The 17,361-nt window shown below is 43.5% G+C and carries 18 protein-coding genes; all 18 read right to left on the reverse strand.

Features of this window, described 5'->3' with window-relative positions:
* Positions 1 to 20: 20 nt before the first annotated feature.
* A complete protein-coding gene (locus Q4591_RS05055) occupies positions 21 to 446 on the reverse strand; it encodes a membrane anchored protein in chemotaxis locus (protein ID WP_303446080.1) in 426 nt (141 codons plus the stop codon).
* The gene (locus tag Q4591_RS05060; RefSeq protein WP_102439502.1) at positions 439 to 1,596 is read right to left on the reverse strand and encodes a chemotaxis response regulator protein-glutamate methylesterase; all 1,158 of its coding nucleotides are present in this window, start codon (positions 1,594 to 1,596) and stop codon (positions 439 to 441) included. Before Q4591_RS05060 ends, Q4591_RS05055 begins: the two co-directional genes overlap by 8 nt.
* 23 nt (positions 1,597 to 1,619) lie before the next feature.
* Positions 1,620 to 3,890 (reverse strand): chemotaxis protein CheA, encoded by a 2,271-nt coding sequence (locus tag Q4591_RS05065; RefSeq protein ID WP_303459724.1) that lies wholly within the window; start codon positions 3,888 to 3,890, stop codon positions 1,620 to 1,622.
* A gap of 16 nt (positions 3,891 to 3,906) precedes the next feature.
* The gene (locus Q4591_RS05070) at positions 3,907 to 4,644 is read right to left on the reverse strand and encodes a protein phosphatase CheZ (protein ID WP_102439501.1); all 738 of its coding nucleotides are present in this window, start codon (positions 4,642 to 4,644) and stop codon (positions 3,907 to 3,909) included.
* Between the two features lie 14 nt (positions 4,645 to 4,658).
* Positions 4,659 to 5,042, reverse strand: a complete 384-nt coding sequence (cheY, locus tag Q4591_RS05075; RefSeq protein ID WP_076540257.1) for a chemotaxis response regulator CheY — start codon at positions 5,040 to 5,042, stop codon at positions 4,659 to 4,661.
* Positions 5,043 to 5,083: 41 nt separating this feature from the next.
* A complete protein-coding gene (locus tag Q4591_RS05080) occupies positions 5,084 to 5,803 on the reverse strand; it encodes an RNA polymerase sigma factor FliA (protein ID WP_102439500.1) in 720 nt (239 codons plus the stop codon).
* Positions 5,796 to 6,677, reverse strand: coding sequence for a MinD/ParA family protein (locus Q4591_RS05085; RefSeq protein ID WP_076540438.1), 882 nt, complete (start codon positions 6,675 to 6,677; stop codon positions 5,796 to 5,798). The genes Q4591_RS05080 and Q4591_RS05085 overlap by 8 nt, the downstream gene beginning before the upstream one ends.
* A gap of 4 nt (positions 6,678 to 6,681) precedes the next feature.
* Positions 6,682 to 8,067 carry a flagellar biosynthesis protein FlhF gene (gene flhF / locus Q4591_RS05090; RefSeq protein ID WP_303459727.1) on the reverse strand — a complete coding sequence of 462 codons (1,386 nt, stop codon included), beginning with the start codon at positions 8,065 to 8,067 and terminating at the stop codon, positions 6,682 to 6,684.
* Positions 8,068 to 8,097: 30 nt separating this feature from the next.
* A complete protein-coding gene (gene flhA / locus Q4591_RS05095) occupies positions 8,098 to 10,197 on the reverse strand; it encodes a flagellar biosynthesis protein FlhA (RefSeq protein ID WP_102439498.1) in 2,100 nt (699 codons plus the stop codon).
* Positions 10,198 to 10,312: 115 nt separating this feature from the next.
* On the reverse strand, positions 10,313 to 11,443 hold the full coding sequence (flhB, locus tag Q4591_RS05100) for a flagellar biosynthesis protein FlhB (RefSeq protein WP_303459729.1): 1,131 nt from the start codon (positions 11,441 to 11,443) through the stop codon (positions 10,313 to 10,315).
* Between the two features lie 7 nt (positions 11,444 to 11,450).
* Positions 11,451 to 12,254: a flagellar biosynthetic protein FliR gene (gene fliR / locus Q4591_RS05105; RefSeq protein ID WP_102439496.1), complete on the reverse strand. Its 804-nt coding sequence runs from the start codon at positions 12,252 to 12,254 to the stop codon at positions 11,451 to 11,453.
* Between the two features lie 4 nt (positions 12,255 to 12,258).
* Positions 12,259 to 12,528 carry a flagellar biosynthesis protein FliQ gene (fliQ, locus tag Q4591_RS05110; RefSeq protein WP_076540242.1) on the reverse strand — a complete coding sequence of 90 codons (270 nt, stop codon included), beginning with the start codon at positions 12,526 to 12,528 and terminating at the stop codon, positions 12,259 to 12,261.
* An 18-nt stretch (positions 12,529 to 12,546) separates the two neighbouring features.
* Complete coding sequence (fliP, locus tag Q4591_RS05115; RefSeq protein ID WP_241901019.1) at positions 12,547 to 13,254, reverse strand: flagellar type III secretion system pore protein FliP; 708 nt, start codon at positions 13,252 to 13,254, stop codon at positions 12,547 to 12,549.
* A 38-nt stretch (positions 13,255 to 13,292) separates the two neighbouring features.
* The gene (gene fliO / locus Q4591_RS05120; RefSeq protein WP_241901020.1) at positions 13,293 to 13,718 is read right to left on the reverse strand and encodes a flagellar biosynthetic protein FliO; all 426 of its coding nucleotides are present in this window, start codon (positions 13,716 to 13,718) and stop codon (positions 13,293 to 13,295) included.
* Positions 13,719 to 13,748: 30 nt separating this feature from the next.
* Positions 13,749 to 14,132, reverse strand: coding sequence for a flagellar motor switch protein FliN (gene fliN, locus Q4591_RS05125; RefSeq protein WP_076540237.1), 384 nt, complete (start codon positions 14,130 to 14,132; stop codon positions 13,749 to 13,751).
* 151 nt (positions 14,133 to 14,283) lie between these two features.
* Positions 14,284 to 15,309 carry a flagellar motor switch protein FliM gene (gene fliM / locus Q4591_RS05130; RefSeq protein WP_102439494.1) on the reverse strand — a complete coding sequence of 342 codons (1,026 nt, stop codon included), beginning with the start codon at positions 15,307 to 15,309 and terminating at the stop codon, positions 14,284 to 14,286.
* Between the two features lie 26 nt (positions 15,310 to 15,335).
* Entirely contained in the window at positions 15,336 to 15,860 is a 525-nt protein-coding gene (fliL, locus tag Q4591_RS05135) for a flagellar basal body-associated protein FliL (protein WP_102439493.1), read from the reverse strand.
* A gap of 91 nt (positions 15,861 to 15,951) precedes the next feature.
* A complete protein-coding gene (locus Q4591_RS05140; RefSeq protein WP_303459732.1) occupies positions 15,952 to 17,334 on the reverse strand; it encodes a flagellar hook-length control protein FliK in 1,383 nt (460 codons plus the stop codon).
* Positions 17,335 to 17,361: the final 27 nt, after the last annotated feature.

Consider the following 17,361-nt stretch of genomic DNA (forward strand, 5'->3'; position numbering starts at 1 on the left):
ACACTAGATTACAATCTGCTCTAAAGTGAGTCTGATTCACGGGTGGTTATCCTGATCCCACCATGGGGTAAGGGGATTACTTTTACCCCTTGAGCGTTTTCAAGCGTTTGTATATTCTGCTGTTCCTTTGGCTGAAAGTGCTGGTTATTTTCAGCTGTCGTTCCAGGCCCTAGGCTTAATGTCACCGCTTCACCATTCGCCGCCTTTTGCACTAATGCTTTGGTGGGTTCTGGATGTTTTCCAAGCCAAGCAGCAATGTCCGCTGCCTGCTCATCAGGCACCATTAACAACACTTGCGATGCTTTTAGTTGCGCAACTTGTTGAGACAATTCGCGGTTAGTTTTTGCCGCCTCAAAATATAATCCTGCCAGCGTAATAACCGCGATAATCAATAAAAACACCACTGACATTTGTTGGGTGTTCATTGCCTTGTTGACCTTAGCCACGGGCCGTCTCTTTGATAATGGACTCCGCCATACTGTCGATAGCAATGGAATGAGTTGATAAACCTGCTACGGTAACCGCTTGCGGCATACCATACACCACACAACTAGCTTCATCTTGTGCCCAAATCGTTGCTCCAGCGGCTTTCAGCATTCTGGCGCCTTCTCTGCCATCTGCGCCCATACCGGTAAGTACAACCGCTAATACATCACCGCCAAATACTTTTGAGGCTGATGCAAAGGTAATATCCACACTGGGTTTGTAGTTCATCTCGGCATTACCGGCGATAACTTTTAAACGTCCAAATGAACCACTTCGCTCCACCATCAATTGCATGCCACCTGGGGCTAAATAAGCACAACCGGGTTGCAGTACATCCCCATTTTGCGCTTCTTTTACCGTAATCTGACATAAGCTATTTAAGCGACTGGCAAAAGCAGGCGTAAACGCAGCCGGCATGTGCTGAATAAGTAATATTGGGTGTGGGTAATTTGCAGGAAATGCCGTTAAGACTTTTTGCAGTGCAACAGGCCCACCCGTTGAAGTGCCTATCAGCAAGGCTTTATATTTTTTACCGCTCGCTCTAATGGCGCTGGCAGAACACACGTTTTGGGCGCTACTGGCCTGTGAATTATTCGCTTGCGAGCGATTATTTAAGGCCGGTTTCGATGCTAATGTGGTTCTCAAGCTTGCAGGGTTAGCTGCATCTGCTGCATTTCGAGCTGTAACCGTTCTTGGTAATGGCTTATATAATCGTCTTCTGCCTAAGGTTTTAACCCTTAGTTGCAGTAGCTTAATGGCCTCTTCTTTTTTAGAGGCTATATCTTCAAAGCGTTTCGGTAAAAAATCCAATGCGCCGGCATCAAGCGCATCAAGCGTCGCTTTAGCGCCATCATGGGTTAAAGACGAAAACATCAGTATCGGTGTTGGGTTAGTTGCCATTATTTTACGCACAGCAGTAATGCCGTCCATCACTGGCATCTCGATATCCATGGTGATGACTTGTGGCTTTAATTTCTCAGCCATGTCGATGGCTTCTTGGCCATTGACTGCAACACCCACCACTTCGAGGTCGTCATCTTGATTCACTATTTCGCTGACTCGACGTCTAAAGAAACTTGAATCATCAACAACTAAAACTTTGGTAGCCATTTCATTCCTTATCAATTGGAATTTTATCTTTTACTTTTGGCGTAATATTTTAATAAACCCGGTACATCAAGGATCAATGCAATACCTCCATCGGAGGTAATTGTTGCCCCTGCCATACCCGGCGTACCTTGCAGCATACTGCCTAAAGGCTTAATCACAACTTCTTCTTGACCGATTAATGCATCAACCACAAAACCAATTTGCATGGTACCAAGTTGCACAATCACTACATGGCCTTGCTTTTTATCGCCATGAGTAAGCGTGGTCTTGTTGCGATGTAACCATTGCTCTAAATAAAACAGTGGCACGGCTTTATCGCGCACTATGACGGTGAGCTGACCATCGACAACATTAGTTTTAGTTAAATCGAGGTGGAAAATTTCATTAACGCTTGAAAGCGGTAAGGCAAACACCTGCTTAGCAACATCCACCATTAATGTGGGCATAATCGCTAATGTCAGTGGCACTTTAATTTCTAAAATGGTGCCTTGGCCTTTTACCGAATCAATATGCACTGTGCCGTTTAATTGGCTGATGCGGGTTTTCACCACGTCCATTCCAACGCCGCGGCCTGAAATATCTGAAATTTCAACTTTGGTTGAAAAACCTGGGGCAAAAATTAAGTTATAAGCTTCATTATCAGTCATTCTTGCGGCTGATTCTTCGTCTAGAACCCCGCGGCTAATGGCGATTTCTTTTAGCTTATCGGCATCCATCCCTGCGCCATCATCTTCAATTTTAAGAAGAATATGGTCGCCTTCTTGGCTTGCAGAAAGAGTTATCGTACCGGTTCTTGGTTTGCCATTCGCTTCGCGAGTAATAGGCATTTCAATGCCATGATCAACCGAGTTACGTACTAAATGGACTAATGGATCTGCCAGTGCTTCAACTAGATTTTTATCAAGATCGGTATCTTCACCTACCATGATTAAATCAATTTCTTTATTCAGTGTTCTGGCTAAATCGCGAACCACTCTTGGGAAGCGGCCAAATACTTTCTTAATTGGCTGCATGCGGGTCTTCATTACCGCGCCTTGTAGGTCGGCAGTAACCAGATCTAAATTGGCAAGTGCTTTCGACATTTCTTCATCATCGCGAGAAATACCTAAACTCACTAAGCGGTTTCGTACCAGCACCAGCTCACCAACCATATTCATAATTTGGTCAAGGCGTGAAGTATCAACCCTTACGGTGGTTTCACCCTGTGGCATGGCACCTTGGGTTTTAGCAGGTTCTGCTTTTTTTACTGGCGCGGCAGCTTTAGCGGCTGGCACTGGTTTTGTGTCTGTCGCACTTGGCTGTGCTGGCGCAGCTGTGTTTGAGACGGCTTTTGATGGCGCAATATCTGCGGGCATTGAAACGGGAGTTGCGGGAGTAACTGCTGAAGGCGCTAGGCTAACAGCCTGAGGAGCGGCACCTTTACCATGTAATTCGTCTAATAACTTTTCGAACTCATCGTCGGTAATATCATCGCCATCAACAATTGGATCTTGTTCTATTACCGCAGGTTTTACTTCTGCAATTGGGGTACTCGCGGCTTTAAAACTACCAGCGCCGTGCAATTCATCCAGTAAGGCTTCAAACTCATCATCACTGATTTCATCACTGGCAACAGCAGTGTCACCATTAGCGACTGAAGCACTCGAGGTATCATCAATAAGGTCTTTTGTTGAATTAGAGGTAGGACTGTTTCCTGCGCCATGAAGTGCATCGAGTAAGGCTTCAAATTCACTCTCGTCGATATCATCAATAGAGCCCACTGATGCTTCAGAGTCTGCAGCAATCGGCTCAACTTCAGCTAAAGTCTCTTCAATTAAAGTCTCTTCAATTAAAGCCTCTTCAATTAAAGCCTCTTCAGCAATTAACGCGTCTTCGGGCGTGCTGGCAAGCTCTGAGGCTAATGGCGCTCCAGAACTTAACAGCTTTAAACGAGCTAATAAGTCGGCGTCGGCATCATCTTGTGGCTGACCTTGCTGGGTCTGTGCAAACATCGAATTAATCGCATCAACAGCTTGCAAAATGATGTCCATCAATTCGGCATTTACTTGACGCTTACCCGTTCGCAGTAAGTCAAAGGTATTTTCAGCTTCGTGGCACACATCGACCATAGGGCCTAAGCTCAAAAAGCCTGCGCCACCTTTTACAGTATGAAAACCTCTAAAAATCGCATTCAGTAAATCAGCATCATCAGGATTATTTTCAAGAGCGACGAGTTGCTCTTGTAGAAGCTCTAAAATTTCACCAGCTTCAATCAAAAAGTCCTGGAGTATCTCTTCATCAACATCAAAAGACATTAAATTTGACTCCTAATTAGAAACCCAGACTTGATAGCAGATCATCCACTTCATCTTGGCCAGTCACCACGTCTTCGCGGGTGTCAGCATTTAAGATAGGGCCTTCTGCTTCAATTTTATTATCATCAATGACTCGATCCGAGTCGGCTGCATTTTCGCCAAAGATTGTCAGCATAGACACTAAACTGCTTTCAACTTCGATGACTAAGTCAATAACTCGGCGGATCATTTGGCCAGTCAAATCTTGAAAATCTTGCGCCATCAATATTTGATTGAGCAGTTCTCTTAGTCGATTTGAATCATGTTCGCTATGGGACATGATATGTTGAACGTCATGACACAAGGACTTAAATTCCACTAAGGAAATGTCCCTACGCATCAATTTGTCCCACATTGGCGTGACCGATTGAATGTTATTTATTATTGTATCGGCCAAAGGTAAACATTCTTCAACTGCATCCATGGTTTTATTTGCAGCTTGCTCTGTCATATCAATGACAAAGTTGAGTCTTTCTTTTGCATCGGGTATTTCATGGTTAGCAAGTTCAACCAGACGAGTATCCAATTGAAAGTCATTTAGTGAACTGTGTAACTGACGGGTCAGCTTGCCAACTTCATCAAACAGTTCACGTTGTATTGGCACTGACAGGTCACGAATGACCGCATCAGCTTGCTCTTGTTGTCCATCTTCAAGCAATTTAACAAGTTGCTGGGCTTGCTCAAGATCTATGAGCCCTGATATTGCTGCCTGCATAACTTATCCTTTGCTTAGGCTAAACGTTCAAAGATTTTATCGAGTTTTTCTTTTAACGTTGCTGCGGTAAAAGGTTTAACCACATAGCCATTAACGCCAGCTTGCGCTGCGGCAATAATTTGTTCACGTTTTGCTTCTGCTGTTACCATTAATACTGGCAAGTGTTTTAATGAATCGTCAGCTCTAATGGCTTTTAACAAATCAATCCCTTGCATACCCGGCATATTCCAATCGGTTACGACAAAGTCAAAATCGCTTTTTTGTAACATCGGTAGTGCGGTATTGCCATCATCTGCTTCTTGAGTATTATTAAATCCCAAGTCTCGCAACAAGTTCTTTATGATACGTCTCATTGTTGAAAAATCATCAACAATCAGTATCTTCATATTCTTGTCCAAGGTTTCCTCCGGTGAGCTTAATTCGTTGCTCTTATTAGTAATTATACCTGTGTCCAATGCTTGAGTTTGCCTTTGAGACGCAGCATTGCCTGACTTAAAATCTGGCTAACACGCGACTCGCTGACCTCAAGAACGGCACCGATTTCTTTTAAATTTAACGCTTCGTCATAATATAGCGACAAAACTAGCGCATCTCTTTCGGGTAATGTGGTAATTGCTTGTGCTAATGCCGATTTAAACTGCACTTCGGCTAAAGAATCAAAACTTTCATCCTCAGTTAATTCATCAGACACAATCACATCTTCTGAAACACCTAAGTCTTCAATCCCAATAACTTTTCCTACTGAAACATCGTTTAAAATATGGTGATACTCTTCAAGAGATATTTCCAATTTTTCTGCGATTTCAGTATCTCTGGCATCACGACCTAATTCTTGACCCAGTTCATCGATAACTTGTGCAACACGGCGTTGGTTACGATGTACCGAGCGCGGCACCCAATCACCACGGCGAATTTCGTCGATCATCGAACCACGAATTCGGATCCCAGCAAAGGTTTCAAATTTGGCGCCTTTAGAGCCATCAAACTTTGATGATGCTTCCAGCAGCCCCATCATCCCAGCTTGCAATAAGTCATCAAGTTGTACCGATGCTGGCAGCCTTGCCAACATATGATGTGCAATTCTTTTTACCAGCGGTGCATACTGTTCAACAATTGAGGTTTTATTATCAAACTGAGTATACGCGGCGGCTTTATTCACTCGGTGTATCCTCTTTTACTTCTTTGCGCTGAACAAGACGTTCAACAAAGAACTCTAGATGACCACCAGGCTGCTGTGGCACAGGCCAGCTCATGATTTTATTGGCTAAACCGTGGTAAGCAATGGCTGCTGGTGATTTTGGAAATGCTTCCACAACCAACTTCTGCTTACGTACTGATTTACGTAAATTTTCATCAAATGGCACTGTCGCAACAAGCTCTAAAGCCACATCTAAAAATCTATCGGTTACTTTACTTAACTTGGCGAATAACTCCATGCCTTCTCGCAAACTGCGCACCATATTTGCCACAATTTTGAAGCGGAACACACCGTGCTCACGACTTAATATTTTGATCAGGGCATAGGCATCGGTTATTGATGTCGGTTCATCACAAACTACAATCAATACATCTTGTGAGGCACGGGAAAAACTCAGCACCATATCAGAGATACCCGCTGCGGTATCAACGATTAAAATATCAAACTGGGTTTTCATATCGCTAAAGGCACGAATTAATCCAACATGTTGCGCTTGGGTCAATTCCACCATCGCTTGAGTGCCTGATGTGGCAGGTACAATACCAATGCCTTTCGGGCCTCGAACAATAATGTCGTCTAATTCTGCTTCGCCAGATAATACGTGAGATAAGTTTTTCTCAGCTCGAATACCTAACATCACATCAACGTTGGCAAGTCCTAAATCGGCATCGAGTACTAAAACCCGTTTGCCTTTCTCAGCAAGTGCTACCGCGGTATTAATCGACACACTGGTTTTACCCACGCCGCCTTTACCACCGCTGACTGCAATTACTTTTACTTTATCGTTATTTGGTTGATTCATCATACGTAAACCACTTGCTTGATCTCGGGTCATATCTTTACTCGAATGCATAGGCCATGTCATTTGACCACGCAGTGTCAGGTGACGTTTGAGGTTTTGTTTCGTTAAGTGCTGCTAACGCTTGTCTTGCTAATGAAAGCGTATCGGCAACCTGCATATCTTCTGGAACACGTTGCCCATCAGTAACATAACTTAGTGGCAACCCATTTTGGATTAATACACTTAATGCGCCAGCAATAGATACTGACTCATCTAATTTTGTCAGTATACACCCAGATAACGGGATTCTTTTAAAATGTTCTACGGCATCGAGTAACACTCTTCGTTGAGAGGTTGCCGACATCACCAAATAACTACGAATGGGTATTCTGGTGTTTGCCATCAAATCATCTAACTGCTGATAAAGGCGTAAATCTCGTTGCCCCATACCCGCAGTGTCAATCAATACTAACTTACGATTCTTAAACTGATAAAGAATTTGTTCTAATTCAGTTAAATCATGTGCTTGTTTAACTGGACAGCCCATTATTTTGCCATAAGTTGCCAATTGCTCAAAGGCTCCAATACGATAATGATCTGTGGTAATTAACGCAACTTGTTCTGGGCCATGATGAGCGGCAAATCTGGCAGCAATTTTAGCCAATGAAGTGGTTTTGCCGACACCAGTTGGACCGACAAATGCGACTACGCCACCAGTGCGCACAATATCGTCACCTTGGTTATCGAGCAGGTTGGCCAAACTTTGGGGTAAGGCTCTGACTAAATCGGCGGGAGAAAACTGCTGACTTAGGCTGGATAACTTGGCAGCGACAGCAGGCGAGAACTCTGCGGCAATTAATTTACTTTCAAGCATCGCGCCCACAGGATCGGTGCGTTTTTTCTGTTCTTTCATTAATGAAGAAACTTGATGAGTTAGCAAACCACGCAGTGACGCCATCTCTTCGCGCATTGCTTCCATTTCAGCTGAATGACCTTTATTTGGAGATCTAGACGGCTCAATGTGTTGCTGATGCTGTCTTGGTTCTTTAGCTGCAGGTTTGCTTGCTTCTAACTGTTTAGCCCAATCTGGTAATTCCGGCTCTTCATGTTGCTGGGAAATTTGTTGCTGCAGGCGGCTATGCTGCTTTTCTAATAACGCCTGTAATGAATCAGCTACTGGCGGTGGGCTGACTTTAGTGTGTGTTTTAATAGCAGGTTTATTAGCACCAATTGACACACGGTCTTCAGTCACATTCATAAAGGCTGCAACGGGCGATTTTACTGCAACATCAACTTTAGGCTCATCGTAGTCAACTGCTGCAACAATTTCGATGCCACCAGTTACTTTCTTATTCGACATGATCACCGCGTCAGAGCCCAAAGTCTCTTTGACTTGAGCTAATGCTGAGCGCATATCCTTGGCAAAAAATCGTTTAATTTTCACTACGTACCTCTTTCAAACTGAAAGTCATTGCTATTGCCCAACTGCAGATACTATGCGTATTTGCTTTTCATCGGGTATTTCTTGGTAAGAAATAACCCGTAAATTAGGAATGGTGTATTTCACAAACCGCGACAAAGTTGACCTAAGCATGCCTGATGTCAATAAAATGGCTGGTTGACCGACCATTTCTTGCTTCTGAGAAGCATCTAATAATGACTTCTGCATACGTTCTGCAAGGCCTGGCTCAATATTGGGCCCTTCACCGCCGGTTGCCTGCATAGACTTGTGCAACATCTGTTCCAACTCTGGCGCCAATGTTATGACAGGGATTTCCAATTCGGGCCCAGAGATCTCTTGCACTATCATTCGTTTCAAGGCAATACGTACTGCAGCGGTTAACACTTCAGTATCATTACTTTTGCTGCCGTATTCTAACAGTGTTTGCACGATTGTGCGCAAGTCTCGGATAGAAACTCCTTCATTAAGAAGGTTTTGCATCACTTTTACCACTGAACCTAGCGGCATAACGTCTGGTATAAAGCCATCCACTAACTTCGGCGAGTTTTTCGATAGCATATCCATTAACTGCTGCACTTCTTCATAGCCCAATAATTTAGCCGCATTATTGGTCAGTAACTGGCTTATATGAGTAGCAACAACAGTCGCGGTATCAACCACGGTATAACCTAATGTTTGCGCATGTTCACGTTGCGCTGGAGCTATCCAAACGGCTTCTAAACCAAAAGCTGGATCTTTGGTCTCTATGCCATCAAGCTTGCCGTAAACCTGACCTGGATTAATCGCTAACTCGCAATCATGTCTTACTTCTGCTTCGCCAACTACCACGCCCATTAAGGATATTTGATAGCAGTTGGGGGATAAATCTAAGTTGTCACGAATATGCACTGCCGGTACCAAAAAGCCCAATTCCTGCGATAATTTTTTACGTACCCCTTTAATTCGACTGAGTAACTCGCCGCCTTGACCTTTATCTACCAGCGGAATAAGTCGATAGCCCACTTCAAGGCCAATGGTGTCTACATGATGTACATCTTCCCAGCTTAGCTCTTTGGGCTCAGCCTCTTTGACATCGCTTGGGCCTTTAACTGCTTTTTCTAGCGCAAGGGTTTTATTGTCGTTATTGCGTTTATAAATAAAGTAAGCTGCGCCTGCGGTAATAAATGCAAACGTTAAAAACGCGAAATGTGGCATACCAGGTACAACACCCATAACAAAAAGCACGGCTGATGCAATGGCCATAGACTTAGGACTATGGAACATTTGGCTGATCATCATCCCGCCCATATCGCCAGACTCATTTTGGCGCGTCACCATCAAGGCGGCGGCGATAGATAAAAGCAATCCGGGTATTTGCGCCACCAAACCATCACCAATGGTCAGTAAGGTATAAATCTCCACCGCGCTTGAAAAATCCAAGCCGTGCTGCACCATGCCGATGACAAAACCGCCAAGGATATTAATCACCAGAATCATAATCCCAGCAATAGCATCCCCTTTCACAAATTTTGACGCACCGTCCATCGCGCCATAAAAGTCAGCTTCTTTCGTCACTTCAGCACGGCGAATACGTGCCTGATCTTGAGTTAATGTGCCGGCATTTAAATCGGCATCAATGGCCATCTGTTTACCCGGCATGGCGTCCAAGGTAAAACGCGCGCTCACTTCTGAAATACGCCCCGCACCTTTGGTTACTACGGCAAAGTTGATGATGATCAGGATTAAAAACACCACTAAACCCACAGCATAGTTACCGCCAATCACCACCGAACCAAAGGCTTCAATCACTTTACCCGCGGAGTCACCACCGTTATGCCCCTCAAGTAACACTATTCGTGTTGAGGCCACATTCAATGCTAAGCGTAATAAGGTGGCCACCAGTAAAACAGTCGGAAATGCGGCAAAATCTAGTGGGCGATCACTATAAATAGCGACAAGTAACACGATTAAAGCGAGGGAAATGTTAAAGGAGAATAGAATATCAAGCAGAAATGGCGGCATCGGCAATACCACCATACCTAATGCAGCCAGCACCAATAAAGGGGTACCAATACCTTTGAATGTGCTAAATCGTATTTGCTTTGCTTGACCTAGCGCTGTCTTTACATCCATTAACCGTAAACCCTTTCGTAATATTTTTGACGCTGACATCAGCGAAATGCAATTACTAAGCCAAGCTATTAGTTAATAGCAGCTGTTGCGGTTTGAGTGCCTAAAAACACCGCAGCTAATGTTTTAAATCATCCGGAATAGGTTGATTGAGCGGAATAGGTTTTGGACGTTTACCGCGACCCTTTTGGTATTGTTTTAACTGAAATACGTAAGCTAAGATTTGTGCAATGGCGGTAAATAGTCCTTCCGGTACCTGTTGGTCAATTTTAGTTGTATGATATATGGCTCTGGCTAGCGGCGGCGCTGATACAATTGGCACTTCGTGCTCTCGGGCTATTTCGCGAATTTTAAAGGCCACATCATCAACCCCTTTTGCCACTAAAAATGGCGCAGATGAACGACTGGCATCATATTTTACTGCTACAGCGTAATGCTCTGGGTTAACCACAATCACATCAGCATTGGGCACTTCAGACATCATGCGTTTATTGGCCATCTCATGCTGCAATTGCCTAATACGGCCTTTTACTTCAGGCTTACCTTCAGAGTCTTTATACTCGTCTTTAACTTCTTGTTTGGTCATTTTAAGCTGTTTATTGTGGTTCCATATTTGAAATGGCACATCAATCACCACAATCAATAGCATTGATGAACACAATAAAATAAACATCCATACCAATAGATCCAGCGCGTGGTAAATATTTCCCGGTAAATGACCCATAGATAAGGTCAAAATATCGTAAAAATAAAACGACAATAAAAAATACGCCGATATTGCCACCACCAAAAATTTAGCAATACCTTTAGTTAGTTCAACTAAGGCCTGGGTGCCAAACATTCTTTTAAAGCCTTTAGCAGGGTTCATTTTACTGCCCTTAGGCATAAAAGCTTTAACCGAAAAAGTAATACCGCCTAAGACAATATTGCCAAGGAAGGCAATAAAGGCGAGAAAAGCAATGAAACTGAATAATGGCCAAGCAAGCTCAGCGCCAATAACCCCCCAAACTAGGAACATAGAGTTGGTGTCATAGATCTGATCCCGCTCCATGGTGAGCATTTGCGTCATCACGCTGTGTAAGCTGCGCGCCAGATCTTGGCCAACAAACGCAAACCCCAAAGCAGATGCTAATAATACTGCTGCGGTTCCTAACTCTTTAGAGCGGGCGACCTGACCTTTTTCACGGGACTGTTCCAGTCGCTTGGCGGTGGGGTCCTCGGTGCGTTCTTGACCGGTATCTTCTGCCATCTTGTCCCTACTGGCTTATGGAACCGTCAATGTGACAGGTCAGTTGTAAAATATCACACATCAGCAGCTGGGCTTGCAGCCACACCTGATCAAAATGAGACATGATAGGGCCTAGGGTCAGCCAGAGAATAAATAAGCCACTGACCATAGTCACTGGAAAACCGATGGCAAAAATATTCAACTGCGGTGAAGCCCGGGTCATTACTCCAAACGAGAGGTTAATAAGCAATAATGCCACAATCGCTGATATTGACATGGTTAACGCCGCGCCAAACATATAACTGCCAAACTCGGTAAGTTTTTTATAATTGGCAATGCTAAAGCCTTCGGTTGAAACCGGAATGGTTTCAAAGCTGGCCACCAGCATTTTAAACATCAATAAATGACCATCTACACTTAAAAAAATCAAGGTCGCCAGCAATAAAAAGAAGTTACCCACTACCGGGGTTTGCTCACCGGAGCCTGGGTCCACCATGGAAGCGAAGCCTAAACTGGTTTGCATACCAATAATTTGCCCTGTTAATACAAAAGTTTGCATCACTAAAATGGTCACAAAACCAATAGCTGTGCCCACTAAAATCTGCTGAGCTGAAACAAATACTGCAGTTAATGAAAATAGCTCCACATATGCTGTTTTTGGCAGTACCGGCGCAACGGCAATGGTGATGGCCATCGCCAATAATAAGCGGATCCGCGACGGAGTCGTATTGGCGCCAAAGACCGTCATTACCATTAGCATTGAAGAAATACGAAACAGCGGCCAAATATAGGCGGCAATGGTTTGGCTAATTTCCTCGAACAGAATATCCAATGACCTAACCTATAACCTGCGGGATCATATCCACCATATTATAGAAAAAATCCATCATGGTTTGCACCAGCCAATGGCCTAAAAACATCAGTGAAAACAGGGTCATTAATAGACGCGGTAAGAAACTTAAGGTTTGTTCATTAATGGAGGTGGCAGCCTGAAACACCGCCACAATCAAACCGACAAATAAACCCGGTAAGATAATAGCCGAGACAATGAGCACGATAACGGACAGCGCCTCACGAAAAATATCAATCAATGACTCTGGTGACATTAGCCCTGCTCCCTAAACCTAAGTGCCGAAACTACTGGCCAAGGTGCCCAGTACTAAGCCCCAACCATCAACCAACACAAACAGCATGATTTTAAAGGGCAAGGACACAATCATCGGCGATAACATCATCATACCCATTGCCATCAAAATACTGGCGACCACCAAATCCAATACCAAAAATGGCACAAATAACATAAAGCCAATTTGAAACGCGGTTTTAAGCTCACTGGTGATAAACGCTGGTATCAAAACGCTCATCGGAGCCAGCTCAGGGGAAGTGATATCGGTATAACCTGAAATTTCGACAAAGGTTTCTAAATCTGTGGTTCTGACTTGCGCCAACATAAACTGCCTTAAGGGCTCTTTACCCACTTCAAAGGCTTGCTGCATTGTCAGAGTTTCATTCATGTAAGGTTTTACCGCTTCAGCATGAATTTTATCAAATACTGGCGCCATGATAAAAAAGGTCATGAACATGGTAATGCCAATGAGCACCTGATTTGATGGGGTTTGCTGCAAACCTAATGCTTGGCGCAAAATTGATAGCACCACGATGATGCGGGTAAATGAGGTCAGCATTATTACCATTGCTGGAATAAAGCTCATGGCCGTCATTAGCAGTAAAATCTGCATAGTGACTGAATATTCGGTACTGCCGTCAGCCCCTGCAGTCACTGTCACTGCTTTTAGTAAGCCATCTTCTGCAAAACTAACTGGCGTGAACATTAATCCAGCCAACAAAGCCAGCACTATCCATCTTTTCATTATTGCAGATCCTTGGCCTTGACTGTTGCTTGCGCTTTGGCTTGCTTGAGACGAGTGGCAAAACTAGTGCTTTCTATTTCAACGTTTGTGTCTAGCTTATCAATAAGGTTAACTTGCTGTGAGGTCACCCCTAAAAGATATTGCTGACCTTCAAGCTCAACCAGAACCAGCTTTTCTTTTTGACCAAGTGGCGTCATGGCAATGGTTTTTATCACCCCTTGATTTGACTGCACTAAGTTTAATTTTTTGACAATAAATGCCAGTAAAAAGATGATGGCGATAACGAGAATAAGCCCGCCCACCATGCTTGAAAGCGCAGCCACATTTGATGTTTCTGGGGCTTTAGACACGGTTGTGGCAACTGCGGTTGTTGCCGTGTCAGTAAGCGCAGAGCTAGCTAACGCTAGCGAGGAGAACACATTCAACACAGGGTTAAATCCTTAATACTTGTTCGATTACTTTAACTTCTTAATGCGTTCTGTTTGGCTAATCACATCTGTCAGACGAATACCAAACTTGTCATTCACCACAACCACTTCGCCATGAGCGATAAGCGTGCCATTTACCATCACATCAAGGGGCTCACCCGCCACCCGATCTAGCTCGACCACCGAACCTTGGTTCAGTTGCAGCAAGTTACGAATACTAATAAAACTGCGACCGACTTCCATCGAAATCGTTACCGGTATATCCATAATGGCATCGAGCTTTTCAGCTTGATCATGCGAGATTGGCGCGGCTTCATCTACCAGTTCATCAAGGGCGACTTGTTCAGCTTCTTTTGCTTCTTCAAGTGCCTGCTCTGCCATTGCTGCAGCCCAATCATCGGTATCACTCATTTATTTCACCTTAAAATTCTGACATGTTATCCGTTAAACATTCACGGACAATAATTATTAAATCTATAAATTATTATTAATTTCAGCACCTTGTTTAAAAAACTTTTTAAAAAAGATTGTTAAAATAAAACTTTTTTTGAAATAAGCCTGTCTATAGCACAGTAAGATCGCGGGCTTTGCCTTTACGAGTAATTAGCTGTAATTCTGATTTCGCCGTTTCAGGCCTTGGAATAACTTCGCTAATTTTTAATGCCAGATTTTCGCGGGATTGACCTAGCTTACAGCGGTAAGTCGGTAAGTCCTCAACTCGCATCATCACATGCTCAGGCAGCTCAATAGGAATAATATCCCCAGCTTTAAAGCCCATCACATCTCTTAATGTCACTTCATGCTCAATGATGTTGGCATCAATCCCTACTTGCACATCCATGATCTCATCACGCAATGCTTGTCCCCAACGCATATCAGTATCTTGTTTATCACTTTGAACACCGGCATCAAGCAGCTCACGAATAGGCTCGATCATCGAATATGGCATGGTGATATGAAAATCACCGCCGCCGCCATCCACTTCAATATGAAAAGAGTTAATGACCACCACTTCTGTTGGGCTAACAATATTGGCCATGGCAGGGTTGACCTCTGAGTCTAAATACTCAAACTCAACATCCATGACTGGTGCCCAGGCATCTTTATAATCTTCAAAAATGATTTTCAATAGCAGCTGGACGATACGACGCTCTGTGGGAGTAAACTCACGCCCTTCAATTTTTGCATGAAAGCGGCCATCACCACCAAAAAAGTTATCCACCAAAATGAAGACTAACCTTGCTTCCATGGTGATAAGCGCCGTGCCTTTTAACGGACTAAAGCGCACCATATTCAGGCTGGTTGGTACGAATAGGGTATGAACGTACTCACCAAACTTAAGCATTTGCACGCCGTTAATAGACACTTCAGCAGCACGGCGCATCATGTTAAACATGCTGATGCGTAAGTGACGAGCAAAACGTTCATTTACAATTTCAAGGGTTGGCATTCGCCCACGAACAATGCGATCTTGAGAGGAGAAATCATATGCTCTGGTTTCATCAGTATCATAGATATCATCTTCATCAACATCGTCGACGCCATGGAGTAGCGCATCAATTTCGTCTTGGCTTAATAAATCACTCACATCATCACCTTGGATTTTTCATGGCGTTATTGCATTACAAAACCAGTAAAAAGTACTCTTTCAACGACTTTTTGGCCGGTTATGGGTTGCAATGTATTTTGAACATTTAATAGGGCTAATTGGCGTAATTCATCTTTACCCGCTTGGGTACTTAGCTTTTGTACATCTGCTGCGCTAAATGTGTTTAAAAGCGCATGTTCAATTAAAGGAATGTGCATTTTTGCAGTAACGCCGTCATCGCCTCGCACCATTAACTGCACTTTTATTTCAACTAAACGTGAACGATTAGCACCCGCTAGATTGAATAAAAATGGTCTTGGCATACCCACATAATTTGCCTTACCAGTAGCAGCATCAGTTACTACAGTTGCAGTACTTATGTCAGTTGCAGGTGAGTTTGCAGTCGCTTTCGCATTGTCGCCAATAAAAAACAGCACTGTCACAGCAATGCCTGCCAGCAGCAACATGCCAACCACCAAAAAAATAATCATTTTATTGATACTTTTTGGTGGGTTCTGGGTAGTTAATTCTAAAGAAGCTTCTTCTGGCATAAATGATTCCATCACGCTGTTGTTATTATTGTGTTAACTAAGTTTCAGCTTAGTTTTTGATTTTGCGATCATTAACCCATAGGTTACCGACTTAAGCGTAATAATCTATAGCTGAACTGCCACTCATGGCATGTTTTGTGACTATCTCAAGTTCTTGTGCTGAAATTTCATCCAAAAGCCTGTCATTACTAGCACTCGACTCATCATAATCAGCGTTTTTCTGCTGTTCGCCGTCTTGAGAAACATGACTGTCAGCCAATTGCAGCCCTTCTTCTGCTAGCATTTCCCGAAGCCGCGGAATAGCTTGCTCCAATAGGTCTCGGGTTTGTGTCTGCGCCACTTGAAATTGCACTTGGGTTTGATCGCCATTAACTTGAACTCTGACCACCATATGGCCAAGCTCTGCCGGATCTAATCGAATTTCCGCATGTTGAATGCCCTGTCCTACCATCGTCATGAGTTGTTGCTTCATCACAGGGGCGAACTTTTGGATCATCTCCTGCATTTGCCCTACCGACTCAGATCCTTGGCGTAACGATAATTGAAATTGCGGCACGTCACTTTTATGCACTGACGTTAAGCTACTTTGATTTTGTATCGCCTTGAGATCCACAGATTCTGCATCAAGAGTAAACTCACCAGCGCTAAGGGCAATGGCATTATTTGCTAGGGCATTACTACTAGGACTATTGGCAGAGGAAGGAATAGCAGACTTATCCATGGATACCGAGAACTCAGCTTTACTCAGGTTAACCCCAGATTCCTTTGAGGTTATTTTGCCTTCAATACTGTCAGGATCGCCTAAAGTTTTGTTTGCATCAACTAAGCCTTTGTTTACATCAACTAGGTTTTTGTTTACATCAACAGCAGCGCTATTGTTATCCATTATGTTTTTATGAATTGAACTAAAGCCACTGCTAAGTGCAAGGGCTGGTTTTTCAGCATTATCTATGGCGCTGGTTGTTGCTAACTCAATCAAAGGGAGTAAGGCTCCACCTTGGATGGGAGTTTGCTGGTTAAAGTCAGTGATCAGCTGATTTAACTCCTTGACTGATAATGCTGACAACTCAGCTGCAGACATTGCACTAAATTCAGATAAATTTTGTAGTTGCTCAGCTGAATAGTCACTTAAAAATTCTGTAGTTGAATCGGCCTCAATAGCCAGCGGCAATATGTTGCCACCTGTTGGTTGGCTATTGGTTTCAAAATTTTCTGCTAAGTCAATTTGAGCAAAGATTAAAGCAATATCGGTTTCTGCAGCAATATGCTCTTGTGAGGCATTGTCATCCACCAGATTGATATCTGTGTTATTTTCAGAAGCTTGCTCAGTGCTACCCTGTATCTCATCAGTTTGAGAAACTTGATTAAGCGCCGACAAAAAAGATGAGCTATCAGTACCTTGCGGCGTCTCTCCCGTTGGGGAATTCGCTATTTTATTGCTATTTCCAAGTAAAATATTACTCACTTGCTGCATAACAAACTCCGAGTTAATAACACCGAA

The organism is Shewanella sp. 3_MG-2023 (assembly GCF_030548765.1).
GTDB lineage: Bacteria > Pseudomonadota > Gammaproteobacteria > Enterobacterales > Shewanellaceae > Shewanella.

Coding starts and splice junctions, on each gene's coding strand:
- Q4591_RS05060 (WP_102439502.1), bottom strand. CDS start 1,596: ATGGCTACCAAAGTTTTAGTTGTTGATGATTCAAGTTTCTTTAGACGT.
- Q4591_RS05065 (WP_303459724.1), bottom strand. CDS start 3,890: ATGTCTTTTGATGTTGATGAAGAGATACTCCAGGACTTTTTGATTGAA.
- Q4591_RS05070 (WP_102439501.1), bottom strand. CDS start 4,644: ATGCAGGCAGCAATATCAGGGCTCATAGATCTTGAGCAAGCCCAGCAA.
- Q4591_RS05085 (WP_076540438.1), bottom strand. CDS start 6,677: ATGACCCGAGATCAAGCAAGTGGTTTACGTATGATGAATCAACCAAAT.
- flhA (WP_102439498.1), bottom strand. CDS start 10,197: ATGGATGTAAAGACAGCGCTAGGTCAAGCAAAGCAAATACGATTTAGC.
- flhB (WP_303459729.1), bottom strand. CDS start 11,443: ATGGCAGAAGATACCGGTCAAGAACGCACCGAGGACCCCACCGCCAAG.
- fliQ (WP_076540242.1), bottom strand. CDS start 12,528: ATGTCACCAGAGTCATTGATTGATATTTTTCGTGAGGCGCTGTCCGTT.
- fliP (WP_241901019.1), bottom strand. CDS start 13,254: ATGTTCACGCCAGTTAGTTTTGCAGAAGATGGCTTACTAAAAGCAGTG.
- fliN (WP_076540237.1), bottom strand. CDS start 14,132: ATGAGTGATACCGATGATTGGGCTGCAGCAATGGCAGAGCAGGCACTT.
- fliL (WP_102439493.1), bottom strand. CDS start 15,860: ATGCCAGAAGAAGCTTCTTTAGAATTAACTACCCAGAACCCACCAAAA.
- Q4591_RS05140 (WP_303459732.1), bottom strand. CDS start 17,334: ATGCAGCAAGTGAGTAATATTTTACTTGGAAATAGCAATAAAATAGCG.